The sequence below is a fragment of the Jeotgalibacillus soli genome (assembly GCF_000829435.1).
Classification (GTDB): domain Bacteria; phylum Bacillota; class Bacilli; order Bacillales; family Jeotgalibacillaceae; genus Jeotgalibacillus; species Jeotgalibacillus soli.
In genome coordinates this window covers 140,803-159,897 of the sequence record NZ_JXRP01000009.1, presented here as the reverse complement: position 1 = coordinate 159,897, position 19,095 = coordinate 140,803, and the positions used below count along the sequence as shown (strand labels likewise).

At 39.1% G+C, this 19,095-nt stretch carries 17 protein-coding genes and 2 pseudogenes; 8 read left to right on the top strand and 11 right to left on the bottom strand.

What is annotated here, in order from left to right:
- Positions 1–120 precede the first annotated feature (120 nt).
- Positions 121–1,500, top strand: a complete 1,380-nt coding sequence (gdhA, locus tag KP78_RS03845; RefSeq protein WP_041086461.1) for an NADP-specific glutamate dehydrogenase — start codon at positions 121–123, stop codon at positions 1,498–1,500.
- A gap of 170 nt (positions 1,501–1,670) precedes the next feature.
- On the top strand, positions 1,671–2,225 hold the full coding sequence (locus KP78_RS03840; protein WP_041086460.1) for a biotin transporter BioY: 555 nt from the start codon (positions 1,671–1,673) through the stop codon (positions 2,223–2,225).
- A gap of 78 nt (positions 2,226–2,303) precedes the next feature.
- On the opposite strand, the gene KP78_RS03835 is transcribed toward KP78_RS03840, so the two are convergent.
- From KP78_RS03835 to KP78_RS03810, 7 genes and pseudogenes are all read right to left on the bottom strand, one after another.
- Positions 2,304–2,609: a hypothetical protein gene (locus KP78_RS03835; RefSeq protein ID WP_041086459.1), complete on the bottom strand. Its 306-nt coding sequence runs from the start codon at positions 2,607–2,609 to the stop codon at positions 2,304–2,306.
- Positions 2,610–2,848: 239 nt separating this feature from the next.
- Positions 2,849–3,004 (bottom strand): annotated as a pseudogene (locus KP78_RS19525) (MFS transporter); the annotation flags it as partial.
- A gap of 124 nt (positions 3,005–3,128) precedes the next feature.
- Complete coding sequence (gene cobA / locus KP78_RS03830; RefSeq protein WP_041087450.1) at positions 3,129–3,902, bottom strand: uroporphyrinogen-III C-methyltransferase; 774 nt, start codon at positions 3,900–3,902, stop codon at positions 3,129–3,131.
- Between the two features lie 175 nt (positions 3,903–4,077).
- On the bottom strand, positions 4,078–4,398 hold the full coding sequence (gene nirD / locus KP78_RS03825; protein ID WP_041086458.1) for a nitrite reductase small subunit NirD: 321 nt from the start codon (positions 4,396–4,398) through the stop codon (positions 4,078–4,080).
- 198 nt (positions 4,399–4,596) lie between these two features.
- Positions 4,597–4,839, bottom strand: a pseudogene (locus KP78_RS03820) (FAD-dependent oxidoreductase); the annotation flags it as partial.
- Positions 4,840–5,408: 569 nt separating this feature from the next.
- On the bottom strand, positions 5,409–6,380 hold the full coding sequence (gene uvsE, locus KP78_RS03815) for a UV DNA damage repair endonuclease UvsE (protein WP_041086454.1): 972 nt from the start codon (positions 6,378–6,380) through the stop codon (positions 5,409–5,411).
- A gap of 125 nt (positions 6,381–6,505) precedes the next feature.
- Positions 6,506–7,606, bottom strand: a complete 1,101-nt coding sequence (locus KP78_RS03810) for an NAD(P)-dependent alcohol dehydrogenase (RefSeq protein ID WP_041086453.1) — start codon at positions 7,604–7,606, stop codon at positions 6,506–6,508.
- A gap of 130 nt (positions 7,607–7,736) precedes the next feature.
- On the opposite strand from KP78_RS03810, the gene KP78_RS03805 reads away from it, so the two are divergent.
- The 3 genes from KP78_RS03805 (at position 7,737) to KP78_RS03795 (ending at position 11,552) form a co-directional block, all read left to right on the top strand.
- Complete coding sequence (locus tag KP78_RS03805) at positions 7,737–7,919, top strand: hypothetical protein (RefSeq protein WP_041086451.1); 183 nt, start codon at positions 7,737–7,739, stop codon at positions 7,917–7,919.
- 137 nt (positions 7,920–8,056) lie between these two features.
- A complete protein-coding gene (locus tag KP78_RS18460) occupies positions 8,057–10,111 on the top strand; it encodes a methyl-accepting chemotaxis protein (protein ID WP_052474524.1) in 2,055 nt (684 codons plus the stop codon).
- Positions 10,112–10,358: 247 nt separating this feature from the next.
- Positions 10,359–11,552, top strand: coding sequence for a DHH family phosphoesterase (locus tag KP78_RS03795; RefSeq protein ID WP_041086450.1), 1,194 nt, complete (start codon positions 10,359–10,361; stop codon positions 11,550–11,552).
- A 67-nt stretch (positions 11,553–11,619) separates the two neighbouring features.
- Here the strand turns inward: KP78_RS03795 and KP78_RS03790 are convergent, their stop codons facing one another.
- Positions 11,620–13,098: a BCCT family transporter gene (locus KP78_RS03790; protein WP_041086448.1), complete on the bottom strand. Its 1,479-nt coding sequence runs from the start codon at positions 13,096–13,098 to the stop codon at positions 11,620–11,622.
- A 260-nt stretch (positions 13,099–13,358) separates the two neighbouring features.
- Between KP78_RS03790 and KP78_RS03785 the strand changes: the two genes are divergently transcribed.
- From KP78_RS03785 to KP78_RS03775, 3 genes are all read left to right on the top strand, one after another.
- Positions 13,359–13,745 carry a VOC family protein gene (locus tag KP78_RS03785; protein WP_041086446.1) on the top strand — a complete coding sequence of 129 codons (387 nt, stop codon included), beginning with the start codon at positions 13,359–13,361 and terminating at the stop codon, positions 13,743–13,745.
- Between the two features lie 179 nt (positions 13,746–13,924).
- The gene (locus KP78_RS03780) at positions 13,925–14,887 is read left to right on the top strand and encodes a D-2-hydroxyacid dehydrogenase (RefSeq protein WP_106388537.1); all 963 of its coding nucleotides are present in this window, start codon (positions 13,925–13,927) and stop codon (positions 14,885–14,887) included.
- Between the two features lie 302 nt (positions 14,888–15,189).
- Complete coding sequence (locus KP78_RS03775) at positions 15,190–15,549, top strand: PDC sensor domain-containing protein (protein WP_157841437.1); 360 nt, start codon at positions 15,190–15,192, stop codon at positions 15,547–15,549.
- 367 nt (positions 15,550–15,916) lie between these two features.
- Here KP78_RS03775 and KP78_RS03770 read toward each other — a convergent pair whose 3' ends face one another.
- From KP78_RS03770 to KP78_RS03760, 3 genes are all read right to left on the bottom strand, one after another.
- Positions 15,917–16,543 carry a hypothetical protein gene (locus KP78_RS03770; protein ID WP_041086440.1) on the bottom strand — a complete coding sequence of 209 codons (627 nt, stop codon included), beginning with the start codon at positions 16,541–16,543 and terminating at the stop codon, positions 15,917–15,919.
- A 12-nt stretch (positions 16,544–16,555) separates the two neighbouring features.
- Positions 16,556–17,740: a ParM/StbA family protein gene (locus KP78_RS03765; protein WP_106388525.1), complete on the bottom strand. Its 1,185-nt coding sequence runs from the start codon at positions 17,738–17,740 to the stop codon at positions 16,556–16,558.
- A 964-nt stretch (positions 17,741–18,704) separates the two neighbouring features.
- On the bottom strand, positions 18,705–18,950 hold the full coding sequence (locus KP78_RS03760; RefSeq protein ID WP_041086439.1) for a hypothetical protein: 246 nt from the start codon (positions 18,948–18,950) through the stop codon (positions 18,705–18,707).
- Positions 18,951–19,095: the final 145 nt, after the last annotated feature.

Genomic DNA, 19,095 nt, shown 5'->3' with positions numbered 1-19,095 from the left:
TCTCAAAAAAATTTATTACTGTGCTAAAAAAAGTATTTTCAAACTATTATAGAATCATGTACAATACTCATCAATATCCACGCAATTGAATTTATATTTAGAGGAGCGAATGACATCACGATGACCACTGTACAAATCCAACAAGATGCCATGCAGACAGCAAAAGATTATGTAAGTGAAGTATTTGAAGCAGTAAAAAAGCGTAATCCTAATGAAAGCGAGTTTCATCAGGCTGTTAAGGAAATTTTTGATTCACTTGTCCCAGTATTTGCAAAGCACCCTAAATATATGGATAACGGTATACTTGAAAGAATATCGGAGCCTGAGAGAATTATTACCTTCAGAGTTCCTTGGGTAGATGATCAAGGAAAAGTAAGAGTTAATCGCGGATTCCGTGTTCAGTTCAATAGCAATATTGGACCTTACAAAGGCGGCTTGCGATTCCACCCGTCCGTTAATGCTAGTATTATTAAATTTTTGGGATTTGAACAAATCTTGAAAAATTCTCTTACTGGTCTTCCAATTGGTGGAGGAAAAGGCGGCTCTGATTTCGATCCTAAGGGAAAATCAGATGGCGAAGTGATGAGATTTACGCAAAGCTTTATGATGGAGCTAAGCCAGCATATCGGCCCGGATATTGATGTACCAGCTGGTGATATCGGCGTAGGTGCAAGAGAAATCGGCTATATGTTTGGACAATATAAAAAGATGCGCGGAAGCTTTGAAGCTGGCGTATTAACAGGGAAAGGGCTTGGCTACGGCGGAAGCTTAACCAGAACAGAAGCTACAGGATACGGTACCGTCTACTTTGTTGAAGAAATGCTGAAAGACAAAGGACTTGGCTTTGATGGAAGCACAGTAGTTGTTTCCGGCTCTGGTAATGTGTCGATTTATGCGATTGACAAAGCAAATCAATTAGGCGCTAAAGTGGTCGCTTGCAGTGATTCCGGCGGTTATGTTTACGATCCTAATGGCATTAATCTTGCAACGGTTAAACGAATTAAAGAGGTTGAAAGAGGAAGAATCTCTGAATATATTCTTGAGCACCCTCATGCACAATACCATGCAGGATGTGAAGGCATCTGGTCGATTCCTTGTGATATCGCGCTGCCATGTGCAACTCAAAATGAACTCGACTCAATGGCTGCTCAGCTTTTAATTGCCAATGGTGTAAAAGCAATTGGTGAGGGCGCAAATATGCCATCTACACTTGAAGCAATTGACGTATTCTTGGAAAACAACGTTCTTTTCGGTCCTGCAAAAGCAGCAAATGCGGGCGGTGTAGCCGTTTCAGCATTAGAAATGGCTCAAAACAGCATGAGACTGTCATGGACCTTTGAAGAAGTCGATGCAAAGCTTCAACAAATTATGACAAATATTTATCAAAACAGCATGAAAGCAGCTGAAGAATACGGCCATCCAGGTAACTTAGTCGTAGGTGCCAACATTGCTGGATTCATCAAAGTTGCAGATGCTATGATGACGCAAGGCGTGATTTAATAAAAGGGATGATGGCGGTTGGGAGTCCAATCGCTATCATTTTTTTTGTTTTCGTTTTCTCTACAAAATCTTTCTGTATCCATTTTTCTAGCTATTTTTAAAATATAATAGTCAACTTCCACCATTTGTGTTAACTTAATTGATATATAAGTTTACAAAAGAGGTGTGTTATGGAGAGACAACGATTAAGAATGTTGATTAACTGCGGAATTTTTGCTGCAATCACCGCGATTTTGGCCCAAGTGGAAATTCCGCTTCCGCTTATACCAATTAGTGGACAAACGCTCGCTGTAGGCCTTGCAGCAACCATTTTAGGGAGTCGCTATGGAGCGATTTCCATGATTGTGTATATGCTTATTGGTGCAGCAGGTGTTCCCGTATTCGCGGGCTTTAGCGGAGGAGCTCATGTTCTTGTTGGGCCAACAGGAGGGTATATTTTCGGCTTCATCGCGGCCGCTTTTGTCACCGGCTGGATACTGGAGAAAACATCCTATACTCTTCTACTAGCACTTGTCGCCAATATCGCCGGTATGATCGTAACGCTCGCTTTCGGTACTATTTATTTAAAAATTTTACTTGAAATGAGCTGGCCTGCTGCGATGGCAGCTGGTGTTTATCCATTTCTTGTTGTCGGGCTCATTAAAGCATTTCTAGCTGCTTGGATCGGTATTGCGGTTCGCCAACGCTTGGTTCATGCAAGGCTGATTCATCCGATTACAGAGTAGCCATTGGTATTAAATTCATTTTTGACATCCTTTAACCCTCGGCTTCCATAAAAAGATTGCCGAGGGTTAAAGGCTCCATTATTTTTGCTCTTCTTTCTCTAATTCTTCCATTTCCTGATGCGTTTGCGGAAAACCATTCGCCTGCCAGTCGGCTCTGTATGCTGAGTCCAATTTTGTCAGACCTGCTTCCTCCGCTTCTTGAGCTGCATTCACACTTTCTTCTTGATCGACTTTTTCACTGTTTCTCATATCTGTATCTTCAAGCACTTCAAAGCTTTCACGTGATGACTCACCTTTCTTTTTCTTTTGATAGGCAGCTACCGCGACCGCTGCACCTGCAGATAAAATAGATCCAGCCATTATATTTTTTGTTGATTTTTTCATTGTCCTTCCTCCCTTTACACTTAAAATTCTTTCTTGTTATGTAGTACCCGGTTTTCTATCATTCTAATACCATTCATAAAAATTCCATATTTTGACCTATAAAAAAGCAATCTAGCACCTAGATTGCTTTTTTATTTAAGACTCTGTTAAACTTGCCTGTTGATTTCCGCTGCAGGCGTTCGCTTTCCATGGGCGGTCAGACGCTCTGCGTAGGCTGCTGAAAAAGTCGCTCATTTTTAAAGTCCTTTTTCTGCAGGAGATAGACCAAAATCGTTCGTAATATACACACCAAGTGCACCTGGCAAAACCCAAATCACAAAACTGACATCAAAGTATAAAAAGGATGCAAATAATGATGGTGCGTGACCGTTCTTTTTTAAGTCTGCCAGCTTCATAACATCTCTCCTTTGGAAGGTTTATTTTTATGTAAAAGTCAGTGAAGTATTGTGCAGGTTAATTTGCAGCCTTATTTCAATAACGAGAGTCCATCGCGGAAGATGGACCCCTATATTTACCCTTTTACCTGATTAATGCCTTATCAATTATATTTTTTTGAAACCACGATAAGGTTGGAGATAATTTCACAACCTCACCTATAATGATCACGGCCGGATTAGAGAGTTGGTTTTCCTCGACGATCCCTGCAATGGTTTCCAGCGTTCCTATAACCGTCCGCTGATCTCCTGTCGTTCCTTGCTGAATAACGGCAACAGGCGTTGCTGGATTTTTACCACAGGATTTGAGCTTACTGCATATATAAGGAAGATTTTTTATTCCCATATACACTAAAATCGTGTCTACTCCGCGCGCCAAATAAAACCAATTGACATCGATCGGTTTACCATTCATACAATGACCCGTTACAACAGCAAAGGATTGACTTAACTCACGATGGGTAATTGGGATGCCGGCATATGCAGGGGCAGCAATTCCAGAGGTAATACCCGGAACAATTTCGAATTCAATGCCATTTTGAGCCAATGCACCTGCCTCTTCGGCTCCACGTCCAAAGATGAAAGGATCACCACCTTTTAAGCAAACGACCGTTTCTCCTGCAAGAGATTTTTCAACCAAAAGCTGATTGATCGTTTCCTGGGAAATACAGTGATCCCCCGTCGCTTTCCCGCAATAGATAAATTCAGCTCCCTCCTTGCCATATTTCAGCAATTCAGGATTCACCAGCCGGTCATAAAAAATAATATCTGCCCTCTTCAGACATTTCATCGCTTTCAGCGTTATTAGCTCCGGATCCCCTGGACCAGCTCCCACAATATAAACTTTTCCCTTTTTTATTCCCATACTTAATCCTCGCTCCTTTGTGATACCTAAATGAGTTATAACAGGCTTCCCCCAAAGCCAAAATCTCGTACAAACATAAAATAGACTCACAACGGACCATATACTTTGTAACCGTCAATCTACCGAGGATGGGATAATCTATTTTTAGGCCATCCTATTTGTTGGTGAATCAAAACAGAAAATAGACATTTTCTCCTTCTACCTCTGTTTTATACGTTTTAACACAGCCCTTATCCGGCGCCTGTACATTTCCGTCATCTAGGCATATTTTCCAGTCATACATGGGACAGAATACAAACTCACCGCTTACCATACCTTCGCTGAACACTCCCCCTTTATGGGGACAGCGATTTTCCACTGCACGAAAGCGTCCGCTTGATAGTCTGAAAACAGCCACTTCTTTTTCTCCGATACGAACCGTTTTCCCTAAGCGTTCCGGAAGATTGTGTACGGAACCGATCAATAATCTCGTGGTATCTTTGCTCACCATATGATCATTCCCCCTTTTCGAATTGTTTTTTATGACGTAACGACATTGAACAACTCATTTTTTGTTTTTTCATTTTCAACGACTTCTTTCCATGGATCCTTATAGACAGATAAAGCCTCATCCATACGTGCATTTAATTCATTGCGTTGAAATCCCCTCCGCATACATGCGTTCCGCCGTTACCGCCGACATAAAGCCCGTTTCTCCCGTATATAATTGAATTTTATTTTCTTCATACCAGTCCAAATTATTTAAAGTAATATCTTTAATATTTGTATCTCCTTGGAGCACCTTGGAAAGTAAAATTCGGTTATAGTTTGGATGTGGTTCGCTCCCGAAAATCGTGATCTCAAATGATTCCTTTGATACTTTCAATACTTCTTCAATTGTCCTGACACCAGCCATACCATTCCCGATAAGAACCAATTTTTTCTTTTTCATTTGGTGTTCCTCCTCTTTAATTCAACCAAAATGGTATGTAATATTTACTTACATAAACATTACTTTAAATAGCGGAAAATTCTGAACAAAATATCCTTAACTACACTCAAAAACCCTCTAAAATACTGCTATATTAACGATCATCAACCTTTAAAAGACGAGTAATCGTTTCCGTTGGTGTTTTACATGTTATTAATGTAAACATATCCTCCGTAATTACACAATAGTTTATGTTATATTTCCTTACATAAAATAATAAATATTTGAAAAATTAAGATTAATAACCTTTTATGTTATATTATCTAACATTAACTAAGAATGCTAGAGACAAAAGTATTGATCTATGCCATGATTGAATACACAATTCGTATGGTTTATTTTGTAAACGCAATCATTGTTGACACATCTATAATCGTTACCAATAAACCCATATTTTTGATTAATAATGAATTTAGATCGTTGGTCCTGATTATGACCGTATCCACTTTCCATACGACAAATTAAAAAACAGTCAGAATGAAACACAAAGTCCCATTCTGACTGTTTTTAGTAGCTCTCATTGCTATTTTTTATCTCACATAAAAGCTTGCCCCGCTTATCGGTTCAACTCCAGACTCTTGACACAGATCCCTCATCAGCTCGAACAAAGCATCATCTTTTCTTTTCGCTTCAATCATGATATCGATTTGAGAGACACTTCCTTTAATTTGGTTCAAAAAATCCATAAAATTCTTAGCATCAATAAAATCAGCGTGTGCTCTAAAAGCTTTTTCTGACCTCGGACTTGAAATATGCATCTTCAGGGGAAGCTTCGACCCCTTCCATGTATCCACCACACGTTCCCAGTCCTTCTCCCAGGATACTCCTTCTTCATGATGCGCTAGATGGTGATGGTAATCAAACACCAGGGGAATGCCAAGTTTTTCACACAGATATAGAGTTTCTCTTAGCGTAAAAGTCGTATCATCATTTTCCAGCAGTATCATTTTCTGAAGCCGGAAGGGGATAAGTCCCCAATTATGAATGAATTGCTCTAATGCTTTCTCTTTATTACCATAACCACCGCCCACATGGAGAACACAGCGGTGCTCAGGGTCAATTCCCATTCCTTTTAGCAGCTGATGATGCATTTTTAGCGTTTTTAACACAGTTTGAAATGTATTTGAATCCTTTGTATTCAAGACGACAAAATGATCAGGATGAAAATCAATCCTTATAGAAGGATGTTCCAAAAGATACGTACGAACCGTATTAAGAACCGCATCTAAAGGCAGCATATAATTCCAGCCCTGAAGATCAGGATGGTTTGCGAGCGGAATCAACCTCGAGCTTAAGCGAAAAAAATCAATGTCATGGGCAGCGTTATGACGCAGCAGCCTCAAACAGTTTGTTAAATTCGATCCGGCAACTTTCTCGAGCTTATTCATCGCAGCTTCTCGGTCCTTCATTTTCATAAATTGGGCATACGTTACCGTTTGTGAAGGAGAACAATTTTTCACATTCATACTCATTGCCGCATAGCCAAGCCGAACTAGGGTCATTCCCTCCACCTCTTCACTATTATGCCTTGAAGTATCCTCAACCTTTTCTTGGATATGTAAAGATCTATTTCATGCAAGCCTTGATAAATACGAGCGATGAACACGCCATCGCTCACCACGCTTGTTTAAACCTCTCCTAATTTTAGAATCGCTTTAATGGTAGTACCGTTTTTTGTGTCCTGGATTGCATCATTAATTTGTTCTAGGGTGTAGTAGTTAATCAATTTATCAAAAGGGAATTTCCCTTGCTTATATAGCTCGATCAGCATCGGAATATACAGCTGCGGGACACCTTCCCCCATCAAAAATCCCTTATAGTTTCTTTCAAACAAAATAGTATTTATATCCAAGCTGACTTCAGTGCCTAGCGCAGCGCCCGCTACCTGCACAGTTGTTCCTAAGACAGCAAGAGAGTCAACGGCAAAACGTGAATTTTCAGGCCGCCCGCTGCTTTCAATTGCATAATTGACACCATTTTTTGTAATCTTCATAATCTCTTCCACTACATTCTGGTCTTTTGCATTGATCGTATGGGTTGCACCCATCTCCTTTGCTAGTTCTAGACGGCTTTCTTGAATATCAACGGCAATAATGATGCCGCAATGAGCTACATTTGCTCCCATAATTGCACTCAATCCGACTGTGCCCGTTCCAAAAACAACAATGCTTGTACCCGGACTTGGCTTCAGCTTGTTTAATACGGCCCCGCTCCCCGTTTGAACTCCACACCCAAGCGGTCCAAGCATTTCAAGCGGAACATCCTTCGGAACCTTCACAACATTGCGAACAGATGCAACAGAATAATAAGCAAAGCTCGATTGACCGAAAAAGTTCGAAAGATCCTGATCATCCTTATGCAATCTGCATGTGCCGTCCTTCATTTTGCCGCCAAAGTTCAAATCATAAAAATGTTCGCAAGCGTAAGCTTTACCGCTAAGACAGCCCCCGCACGTCCCACAGGAGCTGTACGTTAATACAACATGATCACCTACTTCAATATGTGTTACACCCAGTCCCACTTTTTCAATGACACCAGCCCCTTCATGCCCTAAAACAGCAGGAAGAGGAACAGGGTAGGCTTGGCTTTGTGCAAGAAGATCAGTGTGGCATATCCCTGTTCCTACAAGGCGAACCAATACCTCCCCAGGCTTCGGATCGTCAATTTTAATATCTGTTATTCGAAAAGGCTCTCCTTTTCCAAATGTTACAGCAGCCTTAGCTTTCATGCATATTCCTCCTTGGCAGTGAAATATCCTTCCCATCCTAGCGTAACCATACTTATTGTTTTTAATTAAATGACACCGGTTAATTTTTTATCTTCAGGACAAGTTAATACTGATAAGGAGGATGTACAGAATGAAGGACAATAAAGGATTTGATTTACACATGTATAACACTGAAAATAAATTTTCAGGGACAAATAAAGAACATCCAGATGGGACCGATAAAAAAAGAGGAGAATATTTGGTATGCAGCGAGGAATTGTTTCAAAAGGAATTAAAGGCAATTGTTGAGGATACCTTACATCAGGATGAATAAAACAAAACCTATTCCCAACCGCTAATTTACTCGTTATTCGTTACCGCAGACTCCGCTGCTTGAAATATGTTTAATACAGTATCCAAAATTATTTAATTAACAAAATCTCGCGTAATGAATAAAAAGGAGGTTATAAAATGAAGCAACAAAGACACTTAAGGTTAAACAGTCTTTCCATAAAAATATTTCTCATCTGTCTTTTCTTTATTGTCGTTCCAATGCTGATTAATTTAATTTATACGAGCTATTCAGCTTCTAATGCGCTGGAGAAGGAAGCGAGCAGCTCTTTAACAAAAATTGTCCAGGAAAAGAACAAGCAAGTGAATTCTGTTTTTGATTTACAATTTCAAATCTCTGATTCTACTGTAAATGAAATATTTTTAGCAGATTTTTTTAACGATATCTCTGCTGTCAATGAAATTAATCCAGCAAATATAAGTAGGATTGCTCAAAACCTGGAGACTCGATTAGCCAATTCCAACGGACTGTATGAAAATATTTTTCTGTCATACGATGATCGAATATTTATTGATGGTGTAGGCGGCGGCTCAGTCGATCACGTTTTTGATAAAGAACTAGAAGCCTATTATTATGAGCAGGTTCAAAACCCTGGCGTAGCAGCCAGTCCTTATATGTACTCACCTATTACCGGAAGACCTGTCATTGCTGTTTCTAACTCTATTGTAGATCAATCGACTAATGAAGTGCTTTCCGTTCTCGGAATTGCCGTTGACATTAGCAGATTGACAGAAGGATTAGTCGAAGGAACAGCAGATCAAAATGTACATACGATGATCCTGGATCCGTCAGGCCTTGTTATTGCATCCGATCTTACCGAGCATACACTCACACTAAATTTTAATGAGCATGCTGAAGACACAAAAGATTTTTTCGAACAGATGAATGAAGCAAATTCAGGGACAGGTTACTTCACACTGAACGGAGCAGAAAACATGGCTTCCTTTGTTCAAAACGAAAACAACGGATTATACATCCTGACCTACATACCAATTGACCAATATATGGGCGCTGTGGATTCTCTTCAATCAGGAATCATTCTCGTCATTTTGTTAAGTGTTTTAGTTTCTGCTATTTGTCTGCTGTTCTATATTTTCAAACTGATTAAACCCATTCAGCTGCTCTCAAAAACAGCACAGCAAATTGCTCAAGGCGACCTGACAGCTGAGCCTCTTAAATTAAGAAACAAGGATGAAATTGGAGACTTAGCTGCATCTTTTAACAGCATGCTTTCGAGCTTACGAGAAATGATTACACAAGTACGAATCACTTCCGAAAAAGTGGCCTCAGCATCAGAAGAATTATCGGCAGCATCAGAACAATCTTCAAGAGTAAGCGAAACCATTACACAATCTATGCAAGAAGTCGCGGCAGGCTCTGAGCAACAATCCTTAAATGCTTTAAATAGTTCTGATTTGATTAAAGAAGTTACCGCCGGTGTAAAGCAGGTAACAATTAACTCACAAAACGTATCAAACGCTTCAGTGGAGACGACTCATAAAGCAAAAGACGGCGCTGAAATTATCGATTCTTCTATTTCTAAAATTGAAGGAATTAATGAAAACATCCAAGAGGCAGCAGGAAAAATAAAACATCTTGGTGAACGATCTAAGGAAATCAGGCAGATCGTAGAGGTCATAACCCAAATTGCAAACCAAACTAATTTACTGGCTTTAAACGCTGCAATCGAAGCCGCTAGAGCAGGCGAGCACGGACAAGGTTTTGCCGTAGTTGCAGATGAAGTGCGTAAATTAGCTGAGCAATCGAAGCAATCATCCGAACAAATTAAGGAACTAGTCATGGCTATTCTAGGTGAAACAGAACAAACCGTCGTTTGGATGGACGGTACCGTTGAACAATCAGCAAAAGGCATACAAGCCATCAAATCTGTTGAACAGACATTCTTAGATATTCAAAGCTCGGTAGTGGACGTAACAGGGCAAATTCAAGAGGTATCATCCGCTTCACAGCAAATGGCAGCATTCATTGAACAAATCGCTTTAAGTGTAGATCAAATCAGTAATATAACGAGCGAAACAGCCGCTCAGACTCAGCAAGTATCAGCTTCTGCCGAAGAGCAGTCAGCTTCTGCCGAGGAAATTACAGCTTCAGCAGCCTCTCTCGCTAAATTAGCTGACGAGCTGCAGGAATTAATTCAAAAATTTAAGATTTAATGCAAGAGTAAGCACCTGCTGATGCAGGTGCTTTTCTTTTTGATTTTGTTAAATGTGTCTGTTGATTGGGGCCGAAGGCGCTCCAATCAACGTTGTGCAAAAATCAACATTGGATTTTAACATAGCTTTCTTTTTAAGCAATCCTCTCCCTTTTACATTGACACCAAGAAAAAAATAAACCTTCAAACCTGTCTTCCTTTCAATACTTTTACCCTTATCGATCCATACTATCTTCTGAGGTGAAAAAATGTATAAGCTCCTGTCTCATAGTGATTTGGATGGAGTTGGATGCGGTATTTTGGCAAAGCTTGCATTCGAAAATCAAGTCAAAGTCCGTTATAACTCCATTTCAAGTCTCAACCATGAAGTGGAATCTTTTCTAGAAAAGAACGATAAAAATACGTTCTTGTTTATTACTGATTTAGCTGTAAATGAGGAAAACGAAAAGAAACTCAATGAATATTATCAAACAGGCGGAAAGCTCCAATTGATCGATCATCATCAAACGGCGCTTCATTTTAATGATTACGACTGGGGACATGTCGTGGTTAAACGTGACGAGGGAACACTGACTTCAGCGACGTCCTTATTTTACGAATACCTTATTAACCACAATTTACTTGCACCTTCAAGCTCCATAAATGAATTTGTTGAGCTAGTAAGGCAATACGATACATGGGAGTGGGAGAAAAGGAATAATCGAGAAGCACAACGACTTAATTCTCTCTTCTTTCTTGTAGCCACAGACGAATTTGAAGAGAAAATGATTCATCGCCTTAAAAATCATCAACATTTCTTCTTTGATGAATTAGAGGAAAAAATACTCGACATGGAACAAAATAAAATGGAACGATACATCCATAGAAAAAGACGCGAGCTAGTCCAGGCACCTATAGGTAAGTTTTTAGCAGGAATCGTCTATGCTGAGTCCTACCATTCAGACCTTGGAAATCAACTTGGGAAAGAATGTTCTCACCTTGACTATATTGCCATTATCAATATCGGCGGAAAAAGAATTGGCTTCCGTACCATTCACGACCATGTTGACGTGTCAAAAATCGCTTCCCACTATGGTGGAGGAGGACATGCAAAAGCTTCTGGTTGTTCATTAAACAAGGAAACCTTTAAGCACTTTGTGACTAGTACCTTTCATCTTGAACCCTTCCGAGAAGACGAAAGGAAAAACAAATATAATATAAAAAGCTCTCCTTCCGGTTCCTTGTATTCCAACCGAAAGGAAGAGACATTTTTCCTTTTCCCAAACCAGAATGATCAAAAATGGGTGATTGAACACAATCGAAAAAAACTGAAAGAAACCTTCTTGAATTTTGATGAAGCGGAAAGATTTTTGAAACGAAAACATGCAGCATGGTTAGTTAAGGATGAGCTTTTTGAAAGCTACATCATGAATTCCATAAAAGACAACCCCATCCTGCTGTAATGTACTAATGGGCTTCCATTCAATCCCTCATCCAAAAAGAAAGCCGAACCTGTCCTCCCATACGAGGTCAGGTTCGATCCATTTTGACTGTTTTATAGAACGAAGCACCCATCAATAGAATAACGAGAGAGAACGGCAGTGCCGCTATGATGAGTATATTTTGCAGCCCTTGTGTTCCACCGAAATAGACGATAATAGCAGCGACTGCTGATTGTATAAGGCCCCATGTGATTTTAACGGAGTTAGGCGGGTTGAGAGAACCACCTGTTGATTGCATGCCAAGAACAAATGTGGCAGAATCCGCTGAAGTGATAAAGAAAATTGCTACGACTACGATAGTTATTAGTGACATCAGTGTACCAAGCGGATAATGCTCCAGCATGCCGAATGTAGCTGTCTCCAACGAAAAGTCTGAAATTTTTGCAATACCGCTTTGTTCAAGATGCAGAGCAGATACACCGAATACAGCAAAAAAGATGAAGCAGACGATAGATGGAACGAAGAGAACGCCAAGCATAAACTCCTTGATTGTTCTCCCTTTGGAAATTCTGGCAATAAAAATCCCTACGAATGGAGACCAGGAGATCCACCATGCCCAATAAAAGATGGTCCAATTATTAACCCACGTTCGATTCCCCTCGTTTAACGGTTCTAAATGGAAGCTCATATCAAAGAAATTCGAAATATAGCCCCCCATTGTGCTTGTAAACATATTGATAATATACAAGGTAGGACCGACGATCAGCAGCATTAGCAGCAAGATAAACGCAATCCCCATATTAATATTACTTAAGTATTTAATTCCTCTTCCAATCCCCGACCATGCTGAACCAACAAATAGCAAGGTGGCCACTGCCAAAATTAGCAATTGAAAACCAAATGTGTTAGGAGTACCAAACAAAAAGGATATCCCTTCGTTCATCTGAGCTGACCCAAAACCAAGAGTTGAAGCAACACCGACAACTGTTGCAAAAACAGCCAGAGTATCAATTAATTTCCCGGGCAATCCTTTCATGCTTTTTTCTCCAAACAACGGCACCAGCGTGGCACTGATTAAACCGGGAGAACCTTTATGAAATTTGAAATAGGCAAGTACAAGTGCAACGAGCGCATAGACAGCCCAAGCATGAACACCCCAATGGAAGAAGGAATATTGAAGAGCCTCCTCAACGGCTCGATCTGTCCCTGTTTCAGCACCAGGTGTGCTAATAAAGGCGTGAGAAATCGGTTCAGCTGTTGTCCAAAAGACCAACCCCATACCCATTCCTGCGCTAAATAGCATCGCAAACCAGGTAAGCAAGCTAAATTCAGGCTGCTCCCCCTTTTTTCCTAACTTAATCTTACCGAATCGAGAAAAAATCATATAAATACAAAAAAGCAGCATTATAAAGATAATAATTAAATAATACCAACCAAACAGTTCTGAAATCGTACCAGTCACTGTAGATGTAATACGTTCCAATTGATTCGGGGCAACCATTCCCCATGCGACCAACAGCATACAAATGATGATGGACATCCAAAATACTAATGTAATATTTTTCACGTTTTCACCTCTCGTTAAATCAGTTGTCTCAAAAAGACATACAGAATTGTCATACTAGCATTCACATATTCCCTATTTAAATAACACTAAACTTGATTTTCATAATTCATCAGCATACATAATATTCATTCCAAAAACACCAAAGTGTAGTTAGTGCGTAAAGATGTTATTTGTCAGCCTGCAACTATCTTCAAATTATCTAAAGTATGATATCTTTTAATCAATGTATAATTGCCTGAAACCTAAAGGAGCTGACCATTTTGATTAAGTATGAGGCCATCCATCACGTTGGATTGACTGTAACAAATTTAGAAGAAGCTAAGCGTTTCTATAGTGAAGTCCTGTGTTTAAAAGAATTAAAGCGTCCCCCTTTTGACTTTGAAGGCGCTTGGTACGAAATTGGAAAGCAACAGCTTCACCTGCTTGTGCTTCCGACCTCACAAACCATTCGTTCAAATAAAGGGTTAAATAGCCGGGAAGGACACTTTGCCCTCAGAGTCGAAAGTTATGAGGAAACCCTAAACTGGCTAAAAGGACATCATGTTGAAGTTTTAGAAAAACCAAACAGTGTAAGTGGGTTTGCACAGATTTTCTGCGCCGATCCGGATGGAAATCTAATTGAACTGAATGTTGATCAAAAGCGGTAAGGAATGATTCTTTTTCATAAGCTATGTTAAAGTCCACAGTTTATTTTTGCACAGCGTTGATTGGAGCGAAAATCAACAGACCAGTTTAACAAAACCTTTTTATAAGATGCTTTATTATAAAATTCACCATACTCAGGACCGATTCTCTTTTACTATCAAAGTAATGAAAGGAGCAAGTGATCAATATGAAAACACTCGTTATCACTCAAAATATCGAACAACGCTACCTTCAGCAAATACAGAAGATGATCCCGGAATGGACCATTATCTCCGGCAAGGACCGCGCAATATGGCAAGATCACCTACAGCAGGCAGAAGTGATTGTTGGATGGAAAAAAGAAATTGAGGCAGCCTGTCTTCACGAGAAATCAACGCTTCGGTGGATTCAGAGCTGGAGTGCCGGGGTAAACAGCATGCCGTTAGATAAACTTGAATCTAATAACATTCTCTTATCCAGCGCAAACGGCGTTCATGCTTATCCCATTTCCGAGACAATTTTCGCTCTCATGCTCAGTTTAACGAGAAATATCCATACCTACGTCAGACAACAGCAAACTAAAACATGGCATCACGCCAGCTTAAGCTTAGAAATGCATGAAAAAACAGTAGGAATTATTGGCGTTGGCACAATCGGAAAAGAAACAGCCAAAATAGCCAAAGCGTTCGGCATGACCGTATTGGGAGTACGGCATTCTGGTCAGCCGGAAGAGCATGTAGATGAAATGTTCACAACTGATCGTTTACATAAAGTGCTGCCACGATGCGATTATGTGGTGGTTGCCTTGCCACTTACGAACGATACCCATCATTTATTTGGTTCCGAGCAATTTAAGCAGATGAATTCCTCCGCCTTTTTTATTAATATCGGCCGTGGTGAAACGGTTGACGAAAAAGCGTTGATTAACGCCTTGCGTGAAGGACAAATAGCAGGAGCAGGTCTTGACGTTGTCGAAAACGAGCCTTTAGATGAAAACAGTCCTTTATGGGAAATGAATAATGTTATTATCACTCCCCATACTTCCGGTTCAACTGAACATTACACACAGCGTGTCATTGAAAATATCTTTATTCCAAATTTAAGAAATTATTTGGCTGAAGCAGCGCCAACGATTAATGTTGTAGATTATAAAAAGGGATATTAATATAACGGCCATGAATAAACAAAGTGACTAGCTTGAAAAGAACGTTTTCAGGCTGGTCACCTTGTTTTTAGACTAAATTTCACCCATATAAATTTACAGAACATTCTACCTGGTAATAAAGCCTTGGTTTATATGTTAATAATTGTTTAATTAAGTCGAAAAAATGAATAGATTACTTTTTTCGTTAAAAAAGGGTGCCAGCTTTGAAAAGTATTGGGAGAAAATTATTACTATTATTTGGAAGTTTACTGCTTTTAGTTAGTGTGACCCTAGGCGCTATCGCGCACATAAATACATCCCAGATGTTGACCGAAGAAGTAGAGTATTCATTATTAAACAAGGCTCAAGACAGCGCTTTATTGGCAGAGGAGAGATTATCAACCAGTTTATCCGAAATCAATGCGATCGCTTCTCGAAATGCCATTTCAACGATGGATTGGGAAATACAAAAAACAGCACTGGAGCAAGACTTCGAGCGGCTAGATTATTTGGCCTTCGCAGTCGTTACACCTGATGGCATTGCCAGATATTTAGATGAAAGCACGATATACCTCGGTGACCGGAATTATGTTCAACAGGCATTAGAAGGCAAATCAAATGTCTCTGATGTGATTATTAGCCGTGCTACCAATGAATCTGTTGCTACGAGCGCGAAAGAGTAAACAATGGAATAGAAAAGATTAATAATGTTGGATCAAGATTTTACGAGATTTTACGTGCAATTGAAGAAGTTACAATCAAAATTGAGGAAATGTCAGCAGGAGCAGAGGAAATCTCCGCATCCGTCTAAGAGATGGCCAGCACATCACAAATCTCTTCTGATAGCGCCCAGCGTGTAACCAATGCTTCAGAAGAGCAATTAGCCATCATTAATGGCATTAATGATTTGCACAATCCTTAACGGATATGTCGAATAACCTGGATGTCTTGGTTCGCAAATTTAAAGTGGAGTAAAGACTAAAATCAAATATTAATTGTTAATGTTAAAAAAACGACACCTGCATCAAAAAGTGTCGTTTTTTTACTGCTTTATTTATTCATTCGGTCAAGAAACCCTCCAAGAAGGTCATCCGTACTCTCTTCGTCATCTAAATCATCTTCTTGTGAAGAAGTATTCTCTTCCATTGCTTGTTTCCAATCAAAATTCATTAAATCATCTTCAAAGTCATCAGACTCTTGTTCAATTAAAGCATCTTCCGTCTCATCTGCCACATTTTCACGATTGATTTTGTCCTGATTCAATAAACGCTCACTATTTTCTATATTGGTACTGTCGCTTTCTTGCAGGTATAACGCATCGTTTATATCCAATGCGTTACTGTTAAGTGAGGCTAATACAGAGGTTGCTCTTACCGGATCCGCCAGAAGCTGATAAATGATGCTTCCTAATAGTGCTTCTGAATGTGCATGCCTTATCCAGTTGCGCTGTTCCTTGCTTAGTGGCTTAGGAAGGGGGATGGTGACAGTTTCTCTTTCTTTTGATACGGCGTTGCTAACCCCTTCTAAAATAAACTGTGCTATTCTACTGGAAAAGTTTCTTCTTTCTGTTTCCTTTAACTTTTGCAGTTCTTTTAAAATATGATCAGGTGTATCAGACGGCAGACGAAATGTAATCGCCTGCCCTCTCTGAATGCCTGTCTTCCCCTTTTTGTCCATGGAATCACCCTATTATTTTTCTACAGCAGCTTTCTCATGCTTTTTTTCATGTGTTTCTTTGCTGTTTTTTCTGTGATAATCTGAGATTAGCTTGTAATAGGCGTTTGCCATCATCCAAATACTTTCTTTTTCATCTTCAAAAAACTCAATATTATATCCGTCTAAGCTATTATTCAATGTTTTAAGATATTCCTTTAGAACCATAGAACCGCCGCCTACAAAATAACAAATCTCGGATTGTGAGTTCTTTTTCCAAACATTACGAAGATGACGATATTCCTTCTTCGCTAAATCCATAAGAATGCGGTCCGTTATATCATGTACGCTTGTCCGACTTCCTTTTACCATAATATGATTACGATCGTTTTTCTTTGTAATAATTTCAACGACATCTCTTCGGCTATCCAGCTCCACACCGTGTTTAGATCTAATTTCTTCTCTAATCGCTTCAAGAGATTCAGAAACACCAAGATTAAAGCCTTGAGCCTTATCATCGTCTACATTGCGGTTTTTGATAACCGCTATATCAGTAGATAATCCGCCAATGTCTTGGATAAGGATTCTCTTATCAATGAGATCCCGGTTAATAATATTCAACTCATTATCCATTACCAAATTAATATAAGCAGCGAACCCTTCAGGATAGATCTTGACTTGGTCAAATTTGATATTAACCTTTAAGCCTTGATATTTCGGCGTTACTAGAAACTCCACCTGATGAACAGAGCCTAATAGCTGTGAACGATAGCCTACGTCTTTCCCTTCCTTAACTTCACGAAGAGGTAGCCCGGTTCCAAGCGTATAGCTCGCATCCACTACATTATTGTTCTTCTTAAAAATCCTTGAGTTTTCTTGTCTCACTGCATCCAATGCTAAAGAAGCAAAAAGCATTACAAGCGTTTGATCTTCCTCTGATTTACTGCTTCCAGGATCTAGTTCTGCCGCATTGTCACTTTTTGTTGCCAGATTTCCAACCCGGTAAATCGCGTTATTTTCCATCAGGGCAGGAGAGTGTACACGAATATGGATACCATCTAGAGGATCCTTTTCATTCAACTCTTCGATTCCAATTACAGGACGGTCTTCCGTGTCTCTTGCCATAACATTTGGAATGTTTATTTCATAATCCATTTTTCCAAACAAAGCTTTAATTGAATCGTTTCCTACATCTATTGCTGCAATCCTCGTGTTACTCAATCTTACCATCCCTTTCAAAATATGTAGTAAATACTAATGTTTAAACTGTTACCTTTTATACTAAATATTAAAGAAGGAAATAAGATACGTCAATGATGCTTAAGTTGTGTTCAAAAAAGAAAACATGTATACAATAATGTATGCATTAGATATATTTTGTACACATGTTGATATTAAAGGATGTATACTAATTTGTATACAAGTATACGTTATTGCAAACAAAAAGAAAACATATTGTTTACTTGTGTACATAATTGTATGCATGTAAAAAGAACCTTTCTCACCCTGTCCTTATCCTCTTCTAAATAATTTTCTATACTTCCTAATACCTATCTTCTGCCTTTCTTGTAGTCCATTTAGTAATGGGGCTATATACGTCACCCTCAAAAAAATAGGCAATGCGCATAAAAACTTTCTACGCATTGCCTATTTTAAAAAATCGTGTAACAATGATTAGTTGGAAGTTATATTATTAAGCAAAGACATTGACAGGCGCTAGTCCGTAAACACCCCAATGCTAATGCCACTCAATTTGATTACTCCTAATAAGAACAATACTGCATAATGGAGTACATCATATTAAAGAATGTACTCTATTAACTGCTTTCACAAAGATATTCCCACTAAAGCATTAAACAATTCACGTTATAAGCTTCTTCTCTAGACCAAAATGATAACAGATACCCTTCTCAGTTTTAATTCTAACCAAAGTGTGATATGTGATTCAGTAATGGTAAACCCCAAAGAAAATTAATTAAATTAGATTTTATATTAACAAATATACTTGTTAATATATTTAATATATTTGTAAAAATGTTAAAAATTAAACCATGTGTAAATAATTAATATTTTTATATATATTGGATTTTTATTAAAAAATTTATCCTCATGCTCTTCTTCTATCCACATCATAAGCTTTAAAGAAAAATCTTCGCCGCTAATTCTCTTAAATAGTTCATTGTATTTATAACGGCCAGAACGGCTTAATCACCTGCTCAGTTAAGAACTCTCCGAACTCTTTAGGCTTATCTGTCATGTCTCCCCCGTATTTTTGCTTAAATACCTTTGAAAGCATTTCGCCTGTAACATCACCCATAAAATAGTTATGAAGATAAATAGGATGTGTAGTGAAATGAATCATACAGACCCACGGAGGTTCAGTTCCAAAAGGCTGTCCATTTAGCGCTTCTTTATGGTTTCTCCAATACACTTCGTATATATCATCTCACGACTGTTGATTAGCTAATTATTACCATAAAAAGATCAACGATTGAAACTTCGACGTGGTGCCAAAATAGCGCGTGTTGCGATTGCCCGTACCTTATTGGTTATCATATATCATCTGTTGACCAAAC